The sequence below is a fragment of the Endozoicomonas sp. ALD068 genome (genome assembly GCF_049310145.1).
Taxonomy (GTDB): Bacteria; Pseudomonadota; Gammaproteobacteria; order Pseudomonadales; family Endozoicomonadaceae; genus Endozoicomonas_A.
In genome coordinates, this window is sequence record NZ_JBLYNU010000004.1 from 2,731,367 (window position 1) to 2,756,738 (window position 25,372).

A 25,372-nucleotide genomic window follows, 5' to 3' on the forward strand; every position below is an offset into this window, starting at 1 on the left:
GCGCTATAGGCACTTCGTTTACAGCTGTTTAAGGGCAATTTTTTCGTCACGGGTAGCCGGACGAATCTGATCTCGCTCGTTCACAAACACCACATTAGTGTCGCTTTCATCACTGTTAATAAAGTGATTGAAACGTTTGAGTTTCTCAGGATCTGAGAGGGTGGTTTTCCATTCACATTGATAGGTACCCACCAGGTAGGTCATCTCATCTTCAAGCTCCTGACAGATACCCAGGCTGTCCTCAATAATCACTTCGCGCAGGTAATCGAGACCACCCTCCAGATTTTCCATCCAGACAGAAGTACGCTGCAGACGATCTGCAGTGCGAATATAGAACATCAGGAAACGATCGATGTATTTGACCAGCGTTTCATCATCCAGCTCGGTGGCAAACAGGTCGGCATGACGAGGCTTCATGCCACCATTACCGCAGAGGTAAAGGTTCCAGCCTTTTTCCGTGGCAATAACACCCACATCTTTACTCTGGGCTTCAGCACATTCACGGGTACATCCGGACACAGCCATTTTGATTTTGTGAGGAGAACGTACGCCCCTGTAGCGATTTTCAACTGCAATCGCCATACTGACACTGTCCAGCACCCCATAACGACACCAGGTACTGCCGACGCAGGATTTCACGGTACGCAGTGATTTACCGTAGGCATGACCAGTTTCAAAACCGGCATCGACGAGACGTTTCCAGATCTCTGGCAACTGTTCCACACGGGCACCAAAAAGATCGATACGCTGGCCACCGGTGATTTTTGTGTAGAGGTTAAAGTCCCGTCCTACTTCACCAATGGTGATTAGTTTATCGGGCGTAATTTCACCGCCCGGAACCCTTGGCACAATGGAATAAGTGCCGTCTTTCTGCATGTTTCCAAGAAAATAATCGTTGGTATCCTGCAGCTGAGCATGCTGATCTTTCAACACATATTCGTTCCAGCAGGAAGCCAGAACTGAGCCAATAGTGGGCTTACAGATATCGCAGCCACGCCCCTTGCCATGCTTTGCCAGAACTTCGTCGAAAGACTTTAATTCACCGACACGAACCAGGTGATAGAGTTCCTGCCTGGAGTGTGGAAAGTGCTCACAGATATCTTTTTTGACCTCAACACCCAACTCCGTCAGCTCATGATCCAGAACCTGTTTGACCAGAGCCGTACAGCCACCACAGCCGGTTCCGGCACTGGTTTCGGCTTTCAGTGACCCCATATCCATGCAGCCACCGGCTACCGCGTTGACCAGATCACCTTTACTGACGTCATAGCAGGAACAGATTTGAGCCGTTTCTGGCAGAGCAGCCACGCCCAAACCTGTCGCTGCAGAACCATCGGTCTGAGGCAGAATGAGTTCAGCAGGATTTTCCGGGGGACGCATGTCATTCAGCATCATCTGCAACAGGCTGCCGTACTCTTCAGCATCGCCTATCAATACAGCTCCCAGAACCTTTTTCTTATTTCTGGAAACCACCAGTTTTTTATAAACTTCTTTCTCTTCATCAATCAGCTGGTAGCTCAGGGAACCTTCGGTATTGCCATGGGCATCACCAATACTGGCAACATCAACACCCATCAGTTTCAGCTTGGTGCTCATATCGGCACCAGTAAACTGATTACCGTTCTTACCCGTCAACTGATCTACAACCACCTGCCCCATCTGGTAGCCCGGTGCCACCAGACCAAAGATACGGCCACTCCAGAGTGCACACTCACCAATGGCAAATATACGTTCATCAGATGTACGGCAGTCGTTATCTATAACGATACCGCCTCGCTCACCCAACTCCAGTCCGGAAGCTTTCGCCAGCTCATCTCTTGGGCGAATACCGGCTGAAAACAGTACGATATCGGTATTCAGTTGTTCGCCGTCAGCGAACTGCATCTGGTGAATAGCGCCTTCACCATCAACAATCTGTCGGGTATTTTTGGAGGTATGAATCGTGACCCCCAGACCCTCGATCTTGCGTCTGAGCATGGCACCACCGCTATCATCCACCTGAACAGCCATCAGACGGGGAGCAAATTCGACCACGTGGGTTTCCAGCCCGAGATCTTTCAGAGCTTTTGCTGCTTCAAGCCCCAACAGACCGCCACCCACAACGGCACCGATCTTACTGTTACGGGCAGCTTCTTTAATCGCTTCCAGATCTTCGATGGTACGATAGACAAAACAGTTTTTACGGTCATGCCCGGGTACGGGAGGAACAAATGGATAGGAGCCTGTCGCCAGTACCAGCTGATCGTACTTTTGAGTCATGCCACTGGCTGTCACTACTTCACAGGACTCACGATTTATTGATGTAATGGCTTCATTAAGAACAAGATTAATGCCTTCCTGCTCATAAAAGCCTTCAGAAACCATAGACAGGTCATCCGCTGAGCGACCTGTGAAAAATTCACTGAGATGAACCCGGTCATAGGCAGGACGGATCTCTTCTCCAAATACCACCACATCGAAGCGTTTCAGGCCGCCAGCATCTACCAGTTTCTCCAGAAAGCGGTGACCTACCATGCCGTTACCGACAACCACCAGGGTTTCTTTTCCGATCATCCCAGACATCCTCTTTAGTATCTAGCATTGGGCCGGAACAACTGCATCCTTTAGAGCCAGCCTCTTTTCTAATTCTTGTGCCTATGCAACTGCCGTGCCCACTTTCAAAACACGATAAAAACAGGAAATTCTTTCCTGAGACTTTAGCTACTCGCACAAAAATAATGCACGCAGAAATAATCAAACAGCTAAAGAGCACCATTTTGGTGAGCAGAATAAAAATACTCAGAAACTTCCCGCACTCAAATAAAGAACTTTCTTGCATAGAAGAGAAAATTCATTAAATACGCATAAAAATGCAAGTCAAATCGGTGCATTTATCATATTGGCCTGATGTTTGCTTTTGCTTGGGGAATTTCTTAAACAAGGAGGATGTATGAGCAACCCCGATTCATTTAACCTGTTTTCTTTTAGCGGGAAGACCAAGATTCTGCACCTTAGCTGGATTGCCTTCTTTATTAGCTTTGTGGTCTGGTTTAACCATGCGCCTCTGGCCCTGGCTATTTCCGAGTCTCTGGGCCTGACTCGTGAAGAACTGAAAACCCTGCTGATTCTGAACGTAGCCCTCACTATTCCGGCTCGAGTCATCATCGGTATGCTCACTGATGTTTACGGTCCCAGAAAAGTCTATTCCGGACTCCTGGCCATCTGCAGTATTCCTTGTTTTATGTATGCCATGGCAGATGACTTTACCCAGGCCGCCATAGCCCGCTTTATGCTGGGTACTATTGGTGCAGGCTTTGTGGTCGGCATTCGTCTGGTATCTGAGTGGTTCCCCGCTCGCCAATTGGGTACCGCAGAAGGTATTTACGGTGGCTGGGGCAACTTTGGCTCTGCTGCTGCTGCCATGTCTCTGCCCACCATTGCACTGCTCTTTGGTGGAGAAGATGGCTGGCGTTACGCCATTGGCCTGACCGGATTAATCTCCTTGCTGTTCAGTGTCGTCTTCTACATAAACGTCACAGATACCCCTAAAGGTGCTACCTACTTCCGCCCCAAGAACATTGGCGCCATGGAAGTCACCAGCAAAGGCGACTTTGCCTTGCTGCTGATCATGAAGATTCCGATGTATGCGGCATTGGCTCTGCTGACCTGGAAGCTTTCACCTAAGGGTGTTGCCATGCTGAGTGCCGGGATTTCAACGGCTATTTATGTCGGTCTGACTGCTATCTACCTGTTTGATGTCTGGAAAGTCTGGCAGGTCAACAAGCACATTTTCTCCGAGCCTGTGCCAGCTATTCACCAGTATCAGTTCAAGCAGGTGGCCGTTCTGAACGTTCTTTACTTCGCTACCTTCGGTTCTGAACTGGCCGTGGTGTCCATGCTACCTCTGTTTTTTGCAGATACCTTTGAACTGGATCCGGTCATGGCGGGTCTGGTCGCTTCCGCTTATGCCTTCATGAACCTGATGTCCCGTCCGGGCGGAGGATTACTCAGTGACAAGTTTGGCCGCAAGATCACTCTGCTGGTTCTCACTGCAGGCCTGGCCGGTGGTTACTACATGATGAGTATCATTGATTCCAGCTGGCCACTGGTTCTTGCTGTTGTTGCTGCCATGGCCTGCTCCTTCTTTGTACAGGCCGGTGAAGGTGCGGTATTTGCGGCTGTACCCCTGATCAAGCGTCGACTCACAGGTCAAATTGCCGGTATGACAGGAGCCTATGGTAACGTGGGCGCTGTCTTCTACCTGACAGTATTGTCTCTGGTGGACTACTCCACCTTCTTCATGGTTATCGCAGGCACTGCAGTGTTGGGTTTCTTTACCCTCTTCCTGATGGAAGAACCCAAGGGTCAGATGGCCGAAGTGATGCCTGACGGCAGTGTCACCATGATTGATGTGACCTGATCATTCTGTTTCAGTGGTCCACAATGGGCCACTGAAACAAAACACAGCCACCGGATACTCTTCGGCCTGGCTCTCTATTTCACAACCAACACGGCAGCGATACCCGCCAGAACATAGAGCCCCCCTGTAGAACGCTCAAATAACAACATACTTTTTTTTGTACTCAGCATAGGTTTCACAGATTTTGACAGTAGCCCATAGAGAAGCTTGCAAACCAAATCCACTACACCCCAAGTCATTACAATGATCAATATTTGTTGCACAAGATCCTGATCTCTATTAATAAACTGAGGCAAGAAAGCCATAAAGAAAATAATATCTTTTGGATTACTGGCTCCCAATAGAAAAGCTTTTTTAAACAGATTACTGAAGCCGGGAAACTGCAAAGAACAATCATTGAGACGTTTACTGGTAGTGTCAGCCATCGACTTCCTGATGGTATTAACCCCCAGATAAACCAGATAAAGAACTCCCATCAGTTTCAGTATCAGAAACATGTTTTCCGAAGCCGTAAGAATGGCCCCAAGACCAGTGGCCGAAATAACCAGGTAAAGTGATGAAGCCAGCGTACCACCCAAAAATGCCGGATAGGATCTGATAACCCCATAGTTAATAGAATTGGACACCATGTACAGAGATAGAGGACCAGGAATGAGTATGACTACAAAGATTGAAACAACATACAGAAACCAAACTTCAATACTCATTATTCACTCCAAAAGCAGCGACTGTACCCTATAGCACTCCCTATAGCACTACCAGTTGCTATTTTTACCTCTCCTACAAAACACTTCCTTAAGATACATGGCCCGCACACATGCCTGCAAAAAACCGCTTTGATTCTGAATCCTCCTGACAGAGCAGGAGGCCATAGCGTCGATCCCTGGACGCTCCCGCCGCTTTGGTTTGAGTAGTTGTGCAATAAACGACATTGAATGCAAATAAAATATCAGGAAATTCAAACGCTGTCCCTCCCCCCTACCCCTTTCATCAGTTCTTGATAGATCGAATCATTGAACAGAGGATATGAATCAAGCTATTGAGCTATACCGGAGAATTGTTTGCAGATTTCATGAGGAACCTGACGGAGTTCCGTACTAAACTGCATCTTGCGCTTTTTTCCCATTCTGAGCCTTTTGATCACGTCAGTGAAAGGGCAAGTATCGCCCCCCCTCTGGAGATCGTGTGGGTCAATCCTTCAGGTGTTATCATGCCAAATCACGAAGTACCCAAATTAATTCATGTTAGTATTGTCAGCCCTATTGAAGGTTTGGAGTTTGCTTTTCTAAAAATATGGGCCGAGGTTAACCCGGATTATAAAATCAATGTCTGGGCCCCCGAACGTTTGATATACCAAAAAATTCTATATTCGCTGCTGTTTTCCGAGATAAGCAATAACGCTATCGAAAAAGATGACCCCGGTGATATTGCTCGGCTGAAAGACAGCATCTGGCAAAAAATTGATAACTTTATGGGAGAAAGCAGTGAAATAGAAGAATTAAATATAATGGAATCTGATCTTCCAGACAGTGTAAAGAAGGAATTTGTCATCCAATGGAATAAAATCAATAATTCTTTAGATAAAATTAAAAATTTAATCAGCAACGCTATTGTTCATAAAAAGCTGAAAAACCTAGATCAAGAATATAAAAATTTTATCAGATACAGTTTAGGCTTTACTAACAGTTTAATCATCGAAAGATTTATCGGGCTGAGTCAAAAATTCGTACTAGGAGGGGTATATATTGATAAAGGACTACTACCGGAAATGAACAGTCACCCCTTTCTAAAAAGAAGCAGTTCCCTTGATCCTATATCGGGGACGGCAGTGACTTCTGAGAAGGAAAAGCAGCTCGAAAGTGCCAAGCTACATGCTCTTTTTAAAAAAATGTTTTCAGATGGAACTATTTCAGATCCCAGCCCTTATTTTGAGAGATACGGTACAACCCTGTCGAGAGAAGAAATCACTCGAATTCAAGGTATCGTAGCAGAAAGCAGTATTAGTGATTTATTCCATAGTCTGCCGAAATATGACTTAAAGGAGTATAGCCGTAATAAATTATTCTTCAGTAAGAAAGTAAATTTTGAATATGATACTCCCACTATAGCTCTTGATGATTCAATCCAGCCCCTGATGGTGGCCTCTCGCCAAGGACACCCAACAATCAAACTACTACTTGATGAAATCTGTTTACTTCATGAGACTGTAGAAAATTTAAAAAAATCATCACTAAGAAAAAAAGAAATCACATTAAAGATAAGGAAGGCTATTCATAAATTCTATATGGAAAGAAAAGTTATTATCTCTGATAATGACATCGATAAAATTGCAACCATATCAACTGATCTTCGGCATGATATCGACAAATTTAACTGCATCATTACTGCAAAATTAGGTTATGATGCTTTTGAAAGATTAATAAATCTTGAAAAACCAAAAGACATCAAAATCATTCCAATTAACTACTTCATAGCGAATAATCTCTTTTATAACAGAAGTTTTAGAAACCTTGGTTTTAACTCGTCACCAACAAGTGGTCAGAAATCATATGAAAGATTAATAATCGTTCATTATTCAGATAAAAACATAGAAGGCATAAGCGATTCTTTAATACATTGCTTTAAACTTTATAATAAGTACCGCACTGAAAAAAACAGCGTCTTATACAATGCTGTTGATTCAAATCAAATAGAAACAATAACACTTCAAAAAGTGTCAGGAGTAACGCTCAAAAATATTGGCGAAGACACTAAAGTCATCATGACTGGAAGCCTTCATTTCTATAATAGCGACTTGAATCTATATGATACTTTCTATTACAAGCGCTTAATGTTAAAGCTATCAGCGGTTTTGGGAACGTTGATCCCAAAAAATACCAGAGTACAAACCATAAAATTCTTTTTTGATAACTCTGCACAAGGCATTGAAGATTCTGAGGGTGTACTAAATACCAGCCAGAAAAATTATATTGTACCTGAAGTTTTAAGGAACTTGGCCAAACAAGGTATCTATGCAAACTCAGCTGTTGCGATTCGAGGATTCTTGTCAGCAGGTGATCCTCACGGGCCGTCAACCTCGAAAAATGCCCCCTATCCAGATCTCAACCGCATTGTTTTTACCCTTGACCGTAGCGGCGCCGTGACATACCGAGCCAAGTTCGGGTTGGCCTCCTTTGACCTCGAAAATGAGTTTATCGATAAGACAAGCAAAGAGGATCCGAACGATGACAAACTCACAAAAGAATTTACCGAAGCTCTACTCAAAGGAGAGTTTGCTGATGCCAAACTCAACGATGATTTGGTCAAAGTCGTAATCGAAGACAGGCCTACCTTTGCCGGACTCGAAGATGAGTTGTCTAAAGCCATAGGCGAAGATGAGCCTGGGGATCGAAGAAAAAATGCTGAAAATTACACATTTCACTTTGAGTTCAAAACCGCGATCTTTCATGGATTAAAGGAACACCCACAAACTGAAAAAGCCACTTTCGCCACTTTGGTTGCAGGAGAAACTATTCGTTTGGCAGACACACTTAGCCTTGCACTAAGTTCTCACACATACACTCAGTGGCTTGAGCGCTACGCACTGCGTTTCAGCGCGCCTGATCAGATAGATCAGCTTGAGCAGGCAATGGCCAATTTCCATAGCAACGAAGAAAAGACCAGAGCCTTCGAAACCCTCAAACGTCGGATACAGGTCAAGGCATTCGATATCTACACTCTCGATCCTAAATCGATACTGGGTGCCGCCGAACTTAACAAGGAATACAAAAATGATTTCGCCAACATCAAGCTTCTCACAGGCCGGCTACAGATGCCTTGTGACAGGCCTCGAAGATCAGCCGGTGCCGGCAGCTGCGATGCTCGACGCAAAAACCTGGAGTATGCCCTCCGGTTACTTTCCGGCTTCAAAACCCAGCTCCGTCTTGGCAACGACAGGAAAAAAACGGATATCGCCCTGATCAAACCCGCCAACGAAGATGAGCGCTGGCTGCAGAATTTTTTCACCCGGTTTCGTCGCCTGGAAGGCAAGGACGCATTGGCTCACGCCCGGGGCATGCACTCGGTCATTGCCCTGGACGAAGATTCGTTTACCCGCGCTCAACAGCAGATAAAAGACGGCACCCTGAGTGGTCAGCCCCTGTTGCTGAAAGCTACCCCCGCTGCCGGTTATGTGCTGCTCACACCCGATGGCCGGGTTCAGTCGGCCATCGCCGGGGGAGACGGCAACCGCGTCACCGTTCTCGGTCGGCCAGCCAGACTGATTGCCCATGCTTTGACGACACTGGTCGACTTTACCCCGGACCGCTACATCGCCACCCTGACCGTCAGCGATCTTGCCAGCAGCAACCAGTCCCGCGGAATCACAGCCCTGAACGCCCTGAAAACCTTTATGACCCGCTCGCCCACCCATGGCAAACCCCTGGTCGGCAAGCTGATTGTCGAACCCAGAAGTGGCAGCCCCCAGGTTTTCAAACGACTGGTGAAAGATATCCAGCATCTGATGCCGAAGGACCGCCCGGCGATTGAAAGCCTTGTGCTGCGCTCCCCGGGCACCGGACAACCGGAGTACCGTTTGCTTCCCGGCGAAAAGACTGTGCTGAGGTCGCCCCGGCCATCGGATTCAAATCCCCCGCTCCGCTATTTGCCGCCCAGCCACCTTTCGGTTCCGGTGCCGCCCCGGACTGAAGACAGCCTCTCACGTGTGGCCTCTGAACGAGCCGAATTCAGGCAGCGGCTGCTGGAGTTTGACACCGCCCTGGGGGACATTAAAGCCCGGCACTCACTCGCCGACAGCATGGCTCCCCAACTGGATACCCTTCGTCGGGATGGCCGTGGCTGGCGCATGGACTTTATGGAACCCGATACCCTGACCCGTAAGAACATCCGCTTTACCTCCGGTGCCTTTGATCGCTTCCGGGGCTTTCTCCAGGGGACGGGTCGTCAGGGATTCCGGGTCAAAGGAAAAAAATCTTCCACCAACGGACTGGAAAAGCTCAGGTCTTTTATAGGCCTTTACGACCTGATAGCAGGGCTTTCCCCTGTGGGACACCATTACAAAAATCCCCCGTCTCAGAATATGACGGACACCCAACAGCAGATTTATACCGGGCGCCAGACGCTTTTTTATACGGCTGTGGCATTGCAAGGGATTGAGATCATCAATCTCGGGCGACAGGGGATCAAGACAATCATCCCGGCCATCCGGTCGTCATTGCCCCCCGGTCAGAAACCACCAAAGCTACCCGATATTCCCGGGTCGGGCAAGTTGCCCGGCGGTCTGAAAAAAGTCGGCAGACTGGGTAAAAAAGTCGGTCGTTTTGTGCCCATACTGGGTCTCGCCGTGCCGGGAGCCAGTCTCACCCTGACCCTCATTGAGTACGAGAACGAAGAGGACCCGGAAGTCAAGAAACTCATGGAATCCATGGTGACCTTTGAGTGGGTGGATACCTATGTCTCCGTCATTTCAGAGTTCCTCGGGCCAGTCGGGGCATTTATTGACGGGATCATGCACTACGTCAGGGGTATTTTTCAGGAGAACTATAAAAGGAAGTTAAAAAAGCTGGCCTACAAAAAGTTGCAGGATGCCTCGGGTGAGGCTGCCAAAATCTTTGACCTGATCCACGCCCAGCTGGACCCCAAAAGCTTCCTGGCCAACAAGCAGACCCTCAATGCCTTGATGAGCGAGGATGGCAAAAGTCTCCTGCCCCTGAACATCCGGTCTATCAACCTGGCGAACCAGACCCTGACCTACGGTGGCGTCTATTCATTCAAGCCAACCTTAATCGCCGGGAAAAAAGACGACTGGAAACAGAAAAACTGTGAGAAGATACCCTATGTACCCAAGGCTCCTTTACGGCACTGCGCCAGCGACATCAACCGGATCGAATACTCCCCTGACACCTTTAACCTGATCGACGATGCCCTGGCGACATTGTGCCGGACGGAGTCGCGTTTAACCGGGTATCAATGCTCAGACGGGGTATTCCGCAACCTGGGGCAGATGAGCGATAAAAAGGTCATTTTAATGCCTTCTGTACCCCCGTGGGAGGTCAAGCTCCTCTACAGTCCCTTGGACCAGACCTCTCTGGGGAGTGCGCCAGACAGCAGTTCCCCCGGTGCGAAACTTCTGGATGCTGTCAGCGACAGCAAGCTGAAACGGTTATACCAGAAAAAAGTGAAAGACACCCGGTATACCGAGTGCGACGGGCATGGCTCATGTGATGACATCAGCTACGACTATAAATACCTTGGCCAGATGTTCACCCATACCGACAGTTTGAAATACCGTCGGTCAACCAGCAGACTGTATCTCGATAACAAGGATCACGTCGTCGTCTTTCGCGAGGTCTCATCGACATTCTCCCGACTTCTGAAGTATGACGTGTATAGTCCTGAAGGGGCCAACAAAACCTACGCCCTGATATCCAACGGTGAACACACTATCCACCTTCACCCCCAGGGGCAGACGGCCTCTACCTGGGTGTTGAACTACGACGGCAAGCTCCCCTATGCCTGCATTACTGAGCGGGATGACCAGGTACAAAACTGTCGGTCCTGGGTGAGCCTGTCCTATGAAGATAACCGGGACTTCAAGCTGGGTGAGACCCTTTTCCGATTTCCTGAACCAAGACCACACTCCTGGTATGAACAGGCTCCCTCGTATAAAGTCGTGGCCCGGGATCCCAACGCACAGTTTGAGTGGCGGCTGCTGGATCACAAAGTGATTCAACGCTTGTACGACAATGGCGGGCTGAATGACGGGCCATCAAGGGCGTCGAAACTGAACAGAATCATGAGCCGTTACACTGCGGCCAGCCGGTTCCTGCCGCTGGAGCTGAAAGACTGCGACTTCTCACCTCAGATCCGTGCACGCTGTATGGCCGGAGCGCCGAACCGGTGGACCACAACCACATCCGGGTGGTCACCCAAAATACCGAACCGGTGGGAGATGAACGGTGCCCTTGACCCACTACCCAAGAGCAATAATCGGCAGAACCCAGCCTGGTTACAGCACCAGCGGGACTGTGACCGACAGGTTAATGAGTATCTCAAGAAATCCTACCGCTGCTTCCCTGGCAAGCTGGGACTGGCCGAAGCAGACTGGGATCAGTTGGGCCGGGTCCTGCTTTGGTACGATACCCTTAAGCATCAGGAAATCCGGCTCATTGCTGCCAGCGCCGAGCTGCAACCGGTCCAGCTGCAACCGGTCCAGGGAAACCCGGCTACCGGCTACTATTTTTTTGACTCCGCCAACGGCCAGGTGTTATTTCAGAATAAAGAGGCACTGACCCGGGAAATCAGGCACTTCGATGAGTTGAGTGCCCGCTCGTTTGGCCGCCATGTCTCAAAGATAGTGCCGAACAAAGATGAGTCACAATTGCTGGTATTTGATGCCCCCTATTATTACCTGTTGACGGCCAGCCCGTCCGGTCAGCTGGCTCACCAGGTGATTGCGGCAGAAACCCTGGATGGCCAGCTCAGTGTACCCCCTACCCCACCTGCAGTGGCATCTGACACAACGACATCCGACCATGGGCTGATTCCCTTGCAGGATGTCGATAGCTACGGCAGCCGCCGTCTTCTTAGAACCGGTTTTTATGACGACGCCACCCGAAGCTATATTACCTTCCTGAGCAGCCTGCTGGATGGCGACATGCCAAACAATAGAAACGACGGAAGCCGTTTACGGACGATCAATGAGCGTGTCCGCAGGGCACTGCGTGAAGAGCACCTGCCGGTCCACAAGGTGGTGGTTCGGGGCCAGACTGTTTACTACATTTTGTTCAGTCGGCACTCCGGCAAACTGTATTACTTCAGCACCGACGTGAATCGCCCCGGTGGTATCCAGCGGCTGGACTCCGGTTTCCATTTGATCCGCCCTGCAGGCGAGAAGCGAGCGCTGGAAAAGGCAGAAGTAAAGGCAAAGATAGCCAGAGTCGGCGTCTTCAGGCATGTGCAGGCGCACTCCGGCAGCCTCCTGGCCGATACCAACGGTGGCTACCGGCTGTGGATACCGGACAAGGCCTGGGATAACACCCGGGTGGTCAGCGAAAACCTGTCGGTGGAGTCAGGACCTTTTAAGAACTGGCAGGTGGAAGCCACCGGGCAGATCGTCGCCAAGTCGAACGATACCCTGAGTGTGCACCAGTTCACCCCCCAGTCTGGCCTGATGGTGGACAGCCTGAACCTGGGCAAGGTAGTCAACCTGATCTTCGCCAAACTGACCATAGAACACCCCGGTACAACCTGGACCACCACCAGTGCCCGTTTTTTCATCCGTGAGCTCAAGAGTCTGCTGCGAGACCGGCTGAATGGGGCCCGGGAGGGGTTCTCGGCCAAGGTGGGGCTGGTGCCGCTGAGACCCATCACCGCAATCATCGACCACCCCCTGTTCAGCGCGATCAGGCAACTGGACGTCTGGTACTACCCGGACAGCGACACCCTGCTGGCAGCCAACACCCGTGACCAGTTTGAAGTCATGGTGAACGACGACGGCCAACTGCTCGCCCTGTCGGACACTCGCAAAGAGGAGGCTTTCGAGTTTTTCCGACAGCCTGATCAGGGCGCCAAAGGCCATCCCTTTTGTGGTGAGGCCGCCGCCGCTTCGCTGACCGGGATGCCCAGTGAGTTCGATGACCAAATCTCCGTTCCCTGCCGTTACATGGCTAAGCGTATCGACTTGAGGGGTAGCCACCACTGGGAACACGGTGCCCGGGCGTGGCGCATCCAGACACCAACGGCCCAATACCTGGCTAACCGGGAGCATCTGGCCCTGGTGGCACTGGACCTCAGCCTGATGGGACCCAGAAACACCACCGGCAGGCTGGTCTACTGGACCCGGCAAGATTTTAACCAGGCCATGGGATCTCTGCCAGCGGGCATACGCCAGAAGGCTGACACCGAACTGATCGCCCTCACGCTGCGCTCTGGCTATTCCCCAACCCAGGTAGCCTGGATGGATTACCAGGGCCAGAGTCCACGTAAACAGAGACTGTTGTTCGGTTTGCCTGGCAAGGAGCACGGCGTTCAGCAAGTGATTGGCAGCGTCCGGAAGTTCTCGCTCCCTCCGTCAACGAGCACGGTCGTTTATAACCGGAACAACCAGACGCTGTACCGGGTCACCCAAAAGGGTTACCAATCACTGGGCACCTTTGGCAGGGTCGCCGTGATGGCCGAGGGTCTGCTGCTGTCAGGAACCCCCGGAGCCGACAAGATCAAACTGGAAACGTTGCGGCTGGACACTTACTACCAAGAGCATCGGGTGGCCTTTGTCCGGAACGGTACCCGACAGCGGTTCGGGATCATGGTGGAGAGCCAGGGTGGGTCCGACGTGATTAAACTGGATGAGACAGACTTGTCATTTTTTGCCCGAATCCTCATCCATCCCGGCCTGGCTGAAGAAAGCATCACCAAGCACGACAGGGCACAAACCCGCATTGAACTGAATGTATCGGCCTTCCTCTTCCTTGCCTGGCGCCGGGGTCAGAACCTGGTGCTGTCCAACCGGTTTACCACCGGCGATGCCGAGATCGAGATTCAGCAGGTCTGGGCCAGACAGCACGACCAGTTCCTGCAACCCACAACGCTGGTGTTCAATGACCTTGAGCTGTCATTATCCGACCTGGCAGCACGGGTGACGGACTCAGGTCAGGGGGTCGTCCTGCCACTCACGGTGAGCAGCCTCGTCAGGAAGGAACGCCTCCGATTCATCAACGCCACAGCCAGCAACCCCCTGTACATCCAGCAGGACCAACCGGTAAAAATCGTCACCTACCAGGCGATGGACGGGATTAAACTGACACTGGAACCCCTGAACGCCACATACGTCAGACGTCAGGTGTTTATTACTGGCACAGGACAGTGGGGCTGGGAGCCGGGCAGTGTTCAGGTGAGCGGGCCGAAACCCGACAGCGGTTACCAGTCATGGCCGTTTCTACCCTCCGTAATCAGCTCGTCCGCCGTCGGTAACAGGACAGCGAGACTCTGGGGCAATAGCCGCAGTAATATTCTGTACCTTGGCGCCGACGCCCGACAGTGGTCACTCCGTGGATGGGGCGGTCATGACCTGCTGCTGCTGGGAACCTCAGGCAACATCGCAGCACGGCCAGAAGTGCTGGCAAACCGGGGCGACCAGTGTGACAACCGGAGGCTGGATACGCCCGGCAACAGCAGCCTGTGGCAGGCCATTCTCGACTGGACGCGCCCGCTGGTCGGCGGTGTTGGCAATGACGTCTATGACCTGCGGGCGTGCAGGCCAGCCCGCACAATCGACAGCCATGGCAAGCATTATGTTCTACTGTCGTCCGGGTCTAAGGCGGATTTACGACGTTTGTCGGGTGATAACAGCACCGCACTGTTCTTTACCGACCTGACCCCGGGACAGGTGGCGTTCAGCCAGTGTAACCCGCAGGTGCAGAGCAATCTCACCCGCAGCAGCAACTTTACCCGCAGCAGCGCTTCCCTGCCATTGGAGAGCCAAACCTTCAGGATCATCAATACCGGCACTAACCAGACACTGGCACTGGTGAAACCGGAGGTGCTGGCCAGTCTGCACTTTAAAGGTGGACAAGTCAGCCTGAACCCCATGGCTATGATCAACAGGAATGACAGCAAGTTAGCCATGAACGACAGTGACGGGGGAGAGAATGAAGCCGTGACCTTTCTGAACAAAATCATTCGCAGAGGGCAACGGCTGGTGAATTACCTGTGCAGCCTGGCCGGAGGTGAGAAAAACAACATTGGATCGGAGAGTGAGCGGCCAGTAGGAACAAGCCTGAATAATACGGAACTTTACCAGCACTACCAGCGACTGGTTCAGGACCTCAGTGCCCTGACTGGCAATCGCAGCGGTGATAGCCCGTCGTTTATCCCATCGGCAAAACAGAGAATAGTGCAGAACCTGACGACACCGCTAAGTTTGACGACGATGGGTCTTGGCTGATTGTCAGTAACCTACCCATGCTTAAAAAGACGACAAATTTATTTTATAGAACGGCTAGGCAGGTCAATTTCTCAATTCCGGACTACACTGCACGGTGCGATTTTTAAGCATTTAAAGTCCTCTGACCACGCCGGTGAAAAGACAATTATCAAAACCCTTTTGAAAACCATGTAAATCAATCTATCAGGTATTATCATGCCAGCTATACCCAAGAAGATTCATTTTGCTATTGTCGGTCCTGCTGAAGATTGGGAATTTATTTGCGTGAAAGTATGGGCCTGGGCGAACAAGAACCATGATATCTATGTATGGGCTCCCAAAGCCTTGATATACAAAAGAATTCTATATTTGTTGCTGTATTCTGAGAGAATACAACAAAGGATTGAAACAGATTATCCCGCTGATATTGCGTGGTTGAGGCGTAGTATCTGGCAAAAAATCGATGCTTTTATGGGTGAAAACGATGACATAGAAAGATTGGATATAATGAAAGCCGATTTTTCAGACAGTGTAAAGAGGTTGTTTACCACCCAATGGAATAAAACCAACAATGTATTAAATCAAATTCGAAGAACCATTGGCATGAATAATGTTGTAGGAGATACTTCTGATTTTGAACGACAACACAGTGAATATATCAAGTACACCTTAAGCCTTAAAAAGCCTTTGATAACCGAAAGAGCTATAGGGATTTACCATAAAAACTCTTATGGAGGGGTATATATAGATAAAGGACTGCTACCAGCACTGAAGGCTGGGCCCTTCGAAAAAAGCGGCATCTCGAGCAAGTCTACATCGGGAAGGGAAGTGGACAGTAGTGAGAGAGTGCAGCTAGAAAGAGCTAAGGTACGTGCTGTTTTGGAAAATATGTTTGAACGTAAACTTATCCCTGATCCTGACCGTTACTTCAAGATAGACGATATAAACCTGTCACAAGAAAAATTAAATCGAATTAAAAGTGTCATAGAAGAAAACATTTGTTGCAAACTATTTGTTACACTGAGTGAACGTCCAACGAGTGGAGTTAGTGACGATAAAATATTTTTCGGTAGAACTTTAATTCCTCAAGACAAGAATAAAGCCGGACGCCACGATGATTCAATCAAACCAATGATGTTGGAAGCCTTCCCAAATAACCCACTGATCAACAAAGTACTTGAAGAAACCATATTTTTCCACAGTATTTTAGAAAAATTTAAAAACAATGGAACAAGCAAAGAAAGACGCATAATTGAGATAATCAAGTCTTTGAATGAATCCAATAAACGTAGAGATCCTGCCTACAACAAAGAAATCTATAGAATTGCAATCATGTTAGCGGAGCTTTCATATAATAACGGGGATCTTGACCACCGGATTCTCGCTAAACTAGGTTATGACGCTTTTGAAAGATTAGAAAGAACCGTTTCCGGGGGAAAACCTATAATCTCCGAAGTTAAGAGCTTCTCAACGGAAAATCCCTTCTATAGCATGAACTCTTATGGCACTGATTCTGACCTGCCAGACTCAGCGCTTAGGCGACCATACGACAAGTTAATAATAATTAATATGCCCAGAATTAGGGACAATGGAGAGTCTGCGAGGCAGAGTTATGAAAAACATATTAGGTATCGCACTCCAAACGGCAAGAGCGTCTTATATGACATTGTTTATTCTGATCGAAGTAAAACACTAGAAACTAGAACAATTTTAGGAACACCATTCAAAAATATCGGCGAAGACACTAAAGTCTTTATTACTGGAAGTCTTGATTTCTCTGCTACAGAGTCGAGTGAGATTAATTCCATTAACTCCCTGTACTTAGTGAGAAAGCTATCATCAGTTTTAATCAAAGTGATCCCCGAGAATACCACCGTACAAAACATAGCATTCTCTTTTGATAACTCTGCACAAGACATTCCAGGTTCTAAGGGTGTATTGGGTGCTGACCAGAAAGATTATGTTATACCTGAAGTTCTGAGGGAGTTGGCCAAAAAAGGTATCCGTGCAAATTCTGCTGTTGCAGTTCGGGGATACTTATCCGCAGGCGTTCCACGGCAAACCACCGGTGGTGATCCTAACAGGCCGTCAACCTCAAGAGATGCGCCCGATCCTGAACTCAACCGTATTGTTTTTACCCTGAATGAAGACGACACCGTTACTTACATAGCCAAGTTCGGGTTGGACTCCCTTGACCCTGATAATGAATTTACTCGCAGACCCAACATTGACATTTCCGAATCCATCTTCGCAGATCAGTTGTTCGAATCCGTAGTCGCTGAGAATTCCCAGCGTTCGACCGATCCCAGACTCGCGACGGATTCAGCTGCAGCCCTTGTCGAAATGATGTATGCCGGTGACAGACACCAGGATGGTTCTGCCTCTGCCGGATCCAAAAACAGAGTGCCCACTTCCACAGGCCGCCGAGAGTTTATCGACAATAGAAAAGATGCCAGCAAATACTCATACTACACAGATTTCCAGGCAGCGATCTATTTTGGATTAGTGCAGCAACCGCCGACTGAAAATGCTGCTTTCATTCATCCGCATGAAACAGAAACCACGCGTTTGAGAGAAACACTCCAAATGGCGATGCAATCTTCCTCTTACACTGAGTGGCTTGCGCGCTATGAAAGACGTTTTCACAATGATCACATGAATCAGCTTGAGCGGGAGATAGAACACTTCAAGAGTAATGAAGCAAAGGCCAAGGCCTTCGAAAACATCAAAAACCAAGTACAGAAAGGCTCATACTATATTCACAATGTCGATATTGAAACGCCGGAAGGTGCCGCCGAAATTAACGCAGAATTCAAAAATGATTTCGACAACGTACATGTTCTCCCGGTCCCGCCACAAGGGGCTTGTCGCAGGCCTCGAAGATCAGCCAATACCGACAGCTGCAATGCTCAACGCAAAAATCTGGAGTATGCCCTCCGGTTACTTTCCGGCTTCAAAACCCAGCTCCGTCTTGGCAACGACAGGAAAAAAACGGATATCGCCCTGATCAAACCCGCCAACGAAGATGAGCGCTGGCTGCAGAATTTTTTCACCCGGTTTCGTCGCCTGGAAGGCAAGGACGCATTAGCTCACGCCCGGGGCATGCACTCGGTCATTGCCCTGGACGAAGATTCGTTTACCCGCGCTCAACAGCAGATAAAAGACGGCACCCTGAGTGGTCAGCCCCTGTTGCTGAAAGCTACCCCCGCTGCCGGTTATGTGCTGCTCACACCCGATGGCCGGGTTCAGTCGGCCATCGCCGGGGGAGACGGCAACCGCGTCACCGTTCTCGGTCGGCCAGCCAGACTGATTGCCCATGCTTTGACGACACTGGTCGACTTTACCCCGGACCGCTACATCGCCACCCTGACCGTCAGCGATCTTGCCAGCAGCAACCAGTCCCGCGGAATCACAGCCCTGAACGCCCTGAAAACCTTTATGACCCGCTCGCCCACCCATGGCAAACCCCTGGTCGGCAAGCTGATTGTCGAACCCAGAAGTGGCAGCCCCCAGGTTTTCAAACGACTGGTGAAAGATATCCAGCATCTGATGCCGAAGGACCGCCCGGCGATTGAAAGCCTTGTGCTGCGCTCCCCGGGCACCGGACAACCGGAGTACCGGTTGCTTCCCGGCGAAAAGACTGTGCTGAGGTCGCCCCGGCCATCGGATTCAAATCCCCCGCTCCGCTATTTGCCGCCCAGCCACCTTTCGGTTCCGGTGCCGCCCCGGACTGAAGACAGCCTCTCAAGTGTGGCCTCTGAACGAGCCGAATTCAGGCAGCGGCTGCTGGAGTTTGATACCGCCCTGGGGGACATTAAAGCCCGGCACTCACTCGCCGACAGCATGGCTCCCCAACTGGATACCCTTCGTCGGGATGGCCGTGGCTGGCGCATGGACTTTATGGAACCCGATACCCTGACCCGTAAGAACATCCGGTTTACCTCCGGTGCCTTTGATCGCTTCCGGGGCTTTCTCCAGGGGACGGGTCGTCAGGGATTCCGGGTCAAAGGAAAAAAATCTTCCACCAACGGACTGGAAAAGCTCAGGTCTTTTATAGGCCTTTACGACCTGATAGCAGGGCTTTCCCCTGTGGGACACCATTACAAAAATCCCCCGTCTCAGAATATGACGGACACCCAACAGCAGATTTATACCGGGCGCCAGACGCTTTTTTATACGGCTGTGGCATTGCAAGGGATTGAGATCATCAATCTCGGGCGACAGGGGATCAAGACAATCATCCCGGCCATCCGGTCGTCATTGCCCCCCGGTCAGAAACCACCAAAGCTACCCGATATTTCCGGGTCGGGCAAGTTGCCCGGCGGTCTGAAAAAAGTCGGCAGGCTGGGTAAAAAAGTCGGTCGTTTTGTGCCCATACTGGGTCTCGCCGTGCCGGGAGCCAGTCTCACCCTGACCCTCATTGAGTACGAGAACGAAGAGGACCCGGAAGTCAAGAAACTCATGGAATCCATGGTGACCTTTGAGTGGGTGGATACCTATGTCTCCGTCATTTCAGAGTTCCTCGGGCCAGTCGGGGCATTTATTGACGGGATCATGCACTACGTCAGGGGTATTTTTCAGGAGAACTATAAAAGGAAGTTAAAAAAGCTGGCCTACAAAAAGTTGCAGGATGCCTCGGGTGAGGCTGCCAAAATCTTTGACCTGATCCACGCCCAGCTGGACCCCAAAAGCTTCCTGGCCAACAAGCAGACCCTCAATGCCTTGATGAGCGGGGATGGCAAAAGTCTCCTGCCCCTGAACATCCGGTCTATCAACCTGGAGAACCAGACCCTGACCTACGGTGGCGTCTATTCATTCAAGCCAACCTTAATCGCCGGGAAAAAAGACGACTGGAAACAGAAAAACTGTGAGAAGATACCCTATGTACCCAAGGCTCCTTTACGGCACTGCGCCAGCGACATCAACCGGATCGAATACTCCCCTGACACCTTTAACCTGATCGACGATGCCCTGGCGACATTGTGCCGGACGGAGTCGCGTTTAACCGGGTATCAATGCTCAGACGGGGTATTCCGCAACCTGGGGCAGATGAGCGATAAAAAGGTCATTTTAATGCCTTCTGTACCCCCGTGGGAGGTCAAGCTCCTCTACAGTCCCTTGGACCAGACCTCTCTGGGGAGTGCGCCAGACAGCAGTTCTCCCGGTGCGAAACTTCTGGATGCTGTCAGCGACAGCAAGCTGAAACGGTTATACCAGAAAAAAGTGAAAGACACCCGGTATACCGAGTGCGACGGGCATGGCTCATGTGATGACATCAGCTACGACTATAAATACCTTGGCCAGATGTTCACCCATACCGACAGTTTGAAATACCGTCGCTCAACCAGCAGACTGTATCTCGATAACAAGGATCACGTCGTCGTCTTTCGCGAGGTCTCATCGACATTCTCCCGACTTCTGAAGTATGACGTGTATAGTCCTGAAGGGGCCAACAAAACCTACGCCCTGATATCCAACGGTGAACACACTATCCACCTTCACCCCCAGGGGCAGACGGCCTCTACCTGGGTGTTGAACTACGACGGCAAGCTCCCCTATGCCTGCATTACTGAGCGGGATGACCAGGTACAAAACTGTCGGTCCTGGGTGAGCCTGTCCTATGAAGATAACCGGGACTTCAAGCTGGGTGAGACCCTTTTCCGATTTCCTGAACCAAGACCACACTCCTGGTATGAACAGGCTCCCTCGTATAAAGTAGTGGCCCGGGATCCCAACGCACAGTTTGAGTGGCGGCTGCTGGATCACAAAGTGATTCAGCGCTTGTACGACAATGGAGGACTGAATGACGGGCCATCAAGGGCGTCGAAACTGAACAGAATCATGAGCCGTTACACTGCGGCCAGCCGGTTCCTGCCGCTGGAGCTGAAAGACTGCGACTTCTCACCTCAGATCCGTGCACGCTGTATGGCCGGAGCGCCGAACCGGTGGACCACAACCACATCCGGGTGGTCACCCAAAATACCGAACCGGTGGGAGATGAACGGTGCCCTTGACCCACTACCCAAGAGCAATAATCGGCAGAACCCAGCCTGGTTACAGCACCAGCGGGACTGTGACCGACAGGTTAATGAGTATCTCAAGAAACCCTACCGCTGCTTCCCTGGCAAGCTGGGACTGGCCGAAGCAGACTGGGATCAGTTGGGCCGGGTCCTGCTTTGGTACGATACCCTTAAGCATCAGGAAATCCGGCTCATTGCTGCCAGCGCCCAGGTGCAACCGGTCCAGGTGCAACCGGTCCAGGTGCAACCGGTCCAGGTGCAACCGGTCCAGGTGCAACCGGTCCAGGTGCAACCGGTCCAGGGGAACCCGACTACCGGCTACTATTTTTTCGACTCCGCCAACGGCAAGGTGTTATTCCAGAATAAGGAGGTACTGACCCGGGAAATCTCGCACTTCCAGTTGAATGCCAGCTTGTTTGGCCGCCATGTCTCAAAGATAATGCCGAACAAAGATGAGTCACAATTGCTGGTATTTGATGCCCCCTATTATTACCTGTTGACGGCCAGCCCGTCCGGTCAGCTGGCTCACCAGGTGATTGCGGCAGAAACCCTGGATGGCCAGCTCAGTGTACCCCCTACCCCACCTGCAGTGGCATCTGACACAACGACATCCGACCATGGGCTGATTCCCTTGCAGGATGTCGATAGCTACGGCAGCCGCCGTCTTCTTAGAACCGGTTTTTATGACGACGCCACCCGAAGCTATATTACCTTCCTGAGCAGCCTGCTGGATGGCGACATGCCAAACAATAGAAACGACGGAAGCCGTTTACGGACGATCAATGAGCGTGTCCGCAGGGCACTGCGTGAAGAGCACCTGCCGGTCCACAAGGTGGTGGTTCGGGGCCAGACTGTTTACTACATTTTGTTCAGTCGGCACTCCGGCAAACTGTATTACTTCAGCACCGACGTGAATCGCCCCGGTGGTATCCAGCGGCTGAACTCCGGTTTCCATTTGATCCGCCCTGCAGGCGAGAAGCGAGCGCTGGAAAAGGCAGAAGTAAAGGCAAAGATAGCCAGAGTCGGCGTCTTCAGGCATGTGCAGGCGCACTCCGGCAGCCTCCTGGCCGATACCAACGGTGGCTACCGGCTGTGGATACCGGACAAGGCCTGGGATAACACCCGGGTGGTCAGCGAAAACCTGTCGGTGGAGTCAGGACCTTTTAAGAACTGGCAGGTGGAAGCCACCGGGCAGATCGTCGCCAAGTCGAACGATACCCTGAGTGTGCACCAGTTCACCCCCCAGTCTGGCCTGATGGTGGACAGCCTGAACCTGGGCAAGGTAGTCAACCTGATCTTCGCCAAACTGACCATAGAACACCCCGGTACAACCTGGACCACCACCAGTGCCCGTTTTTTCATCCGTGAGCTCAAGAGTCTGCTGCGAGACCGGCTGAATGGGGCCCGGAAGGGGTTCTCGGCCAAGGTGGGGCTGGTGCCGCTGAGACCCATCACCGCAATCATCGACCACCCCCTGTTCAGCGCGATCAGGCAACTGGACGTCTGGTACTACCCGGACAGCGACACCCTGCTGGCAGCCAACACCCGTGACCAGTTTGAAGTCATGGTGAACGACGACGGCCAACTGCTCGCGCTGTCGGACACTCGCAAAGAGGAGGCTTTCGAGTTTTTCCGACAGCCTGATCAGGGCGCCAAAGGCCATCCCTTTTGTGGTGAGGCCGCCGCCGCTTCGCTGACCGGGATGCCCAGTGAGTTCGATGACCAAATCTCCGTTCCCTGCCGTTACATGGCTAAGCGTATCGACTTGAGGGGTAGCCACCACTGGGAACACGGTGCCCGGGCGTGGCGCATCCAGACACCGACGGCCCAATACCTGGCTAACCGGGAGCATCTGGCCCTGGTGGCACTGGACCTCAGCCTGATGGGACCCAGAAACACCACCGGCAGGCTGGTCTACTGGACCCGGCAAGATTTTAACCAGGCCATGGGATCTCTGCCAGCGGGCATACGCCAGAAGGCTGACACCGAACTGATCGCCCTCACGCTGCGCTCTGGCTATTCCCCAACCCAGGTAGCCTGGATGGATTACCAGGGCCAGAGTCCCCGTAAACAGAGACTGTTGTTCGGTTTGCCTGGCAAGGAGCACGGCGTTCAGCAAGTGATTGGCAGCGTCCGGAAGTTCTCGCTCCCTCCGTCAACGAGCACGGTCGTTTATAACCGGAACAACCAGACGCTGTACCGGGTCACCCAAAAGGGTTACCAATCACTGGGCACCTTTGGCAGGGTCGCCGTGATGGCCGAGGGTCTGCTGCTGTCAGGAACCCCCGGAGCCGACAAGATCAAACTGGAAACGTTGCGGCTGGACACTTACTACCAAGAGCATCGGGTGGCCTTTGTCCGGAACGGTACCCGACAGCGGTTCGGGATCATGGTGGAGAGCCAGGGTGGGTCCGACGTGATTAAACTGGATGAGACAGACTTGTCATTTTTTGCCCGAATCCTCATCCATCCCGGCCTGGCTGAAGAAAGCATCACCAAGCACGACAGGGCACAAACCCGCATTGAACTGAATGTATCGGCCTTCCTCTTCCTTGCCTGGCGCCGGGGTCAGAACCTGGTGCTGTCCAACCGGTTTACCACCGGCGATGCCGAGATCGAGATTCAGCAGGTCTGGGCCAGACAGCACGACCAGTTCCTGCAACCCACAACGCTGGTGTTCAATGACCTTGAGCTATCATTATCCGACCTGGCAGCACGGGTGACGGACTCAGGTCAGGGGGTCGTCCTGCCACTCACGGTGAGCAGCCTCGTCAGGAAGGAACGCCTCCGATTCATCAACGCCACAGCCAGCAACCCCCTGTACATCCAGCAGGACCAACCGGTAAAAATCGTCACCTACCAGGCGATGGACGGGATTAAACTGACACTGGAACCCCTGAACGCCACATACGTCAGACGTCAGGTGTTTATTACTGGCACAGGACAGTGGGGCTGGGAGCCGGGCAGTGTTCAGGTGAGCGGGCCGAAACCCGACAGCGGTTACCAGTCATGGCCGTTTCTGCCCTCCGTGATCAGCTCGTCCGCCGTCGGTAACAGGACAGCGAGACTCTGGGGCAATAGCCGCAGTAATATTCTGTACCTTGGCGCCGACGCCCGACAGTGGTCACTCCGTGGATGGGGCGGTCATGACCTGCTGCTGCTGGGAACCTCAGGCAACATCGCAGCACGGCCAGAAGTGCTGGCAAACCGGGGCGACCAGTGTGACAACCGGAGGCTGGATACGCCCGGCAACAGCAGCCTGTGGCAGGCCATTCTCGACTGGACGCGCCCGCTGGTCGGCGGTGTTGGCAATGACGTCTATGACCTGCGGGCGTGCAGGCCAGCCCGCACAATCGACAGCCATGGCAAGCATTATGTTCTACTGTCGTCCGGGTCTAAGGCGGATTTACGACGTTTGTCGGGTGATAACAGCACCGCACTGTTCTTTACCGACCTGACCCCGGGACAGGTGGCGTTCAGCCAGTGTAACCCGCAGGTGCAGAGCAATCTCACCCGCAGCAGCAACTTTACCCGCAGCAGCGCTTCCCTGCCATTGGAGAGCCAAACCTTCAGGATCATCAATACCGGCACTAACCAGACACTGGCACTGGTGAAACCGGAGGTGCTGGCCAGTCTGCACTTTAAAGGTGGACAAGTCAGCCTGAACCCCATGGCTATGATCAACAGGAATGACAGCAAGTTAGCCATGAACGACAGTGACGGGGGAGAGAATGAAGCCGTGACCTTTCTGAACAAAATCATTCGCAGAGGGCAACGGCTGGTGAATTACCTGTGCAGCCTGGCCGGAGGTGAGAAAAACAACATTGGATCGGAAAGTGAGCGGCCAGTAGGAACAAGCCTGAATAATACGGAACTTTACCAGCACTACCAGCGACTGGTTCAGGACCTCAGCGCCCTGTCAGGCAATTACAGTAGCGGGAGCCCATCGTTTGTGTCATCGGCAAGCCAGGGAATGAAACAAAATCTGACGACTCCGCAACCTTTAACTAGGATAGACGGGGGCTGAACAAC

At 51.4% G+C, this 25,372-nt stretch carries 5 protein-coding genes; 3 read left to right on the top strand and 2 right to left on the bottom strand.

Annotated features, from left to right (window positions below):
- Positions 1-18: 18 nt before the first annotated feature.
- Complete coding sequence (nirB, locus tag ACO6V5_RS09520) at positions 19-2,553, bottom strand: nitrite reductase large subunit NirB (protein ID WP_422410728.1); 2,535 nt, start codon at positions 2,551-2,553, stop codon at positions 19-21.
- 376 nt (positions 2,554-2,929) lie between these two features.
- Here nirB and ACO6V5_RS09525 point away from each other — a divergent pair, with 376 nt between their 5' ends.
- A complete protein-coding gene (locus tag ACO6V5_RS09525; protein WP_422133289.1) occupies positions 2,930-4,399 on the top strand; it encodes a NarK family nitrate/nitrite MFS transporter in 1,470 nt (489 codons plus the stop codon).
- Positions 4,400-4,473: 74 nt separating this feature from the next.
- Here the strand turns inward: ACO6V5_RS09525 and ACO6V5_RS09530 are convergent, their stop codons facing one another.
- Positions 4,474-5,106 carry a LysE family translocator gene (locus ACO6V5_RS09530; RefSeq protein WP_422133288.1) on the bottom strand — a complete coding sequence of 211 codons (633 nt, stop codon included), beginning with the start codon at positions 5,104-5,106 and terminating at the stop codon, positions 4,474-4,476.
- A 365-nt stretch (positions 5,107-5,471) separates the two neighbouring features.
- Between ACO6V5_RS09530 and ACO6V5_RS09535 the strand changes: the two genes are divergently transcribed.
- A complete protein-coding gene (locus tag ACO6V5_RS09535) occupies positions 5,472-15,341 on the top strand; it encodes a hypothetical protein (protein ID WP_422492095.1) in 9,870 nt (3,289 codons plus the stop codon).
- Between the two features lie 195 nt (positions 15,342-15,536).
- Positions 15,537-25,367, top strand: coding sequence for a hypothetical protein (locus ACO6V5_RS09540; protein WP_422492096.1), 9,831 nt, complete (start codon positions 15,537-15,539; stop codon positions 25,365-25,367).
- Positions 25,368-25,372: the final 5 nt, after the last annotated feature.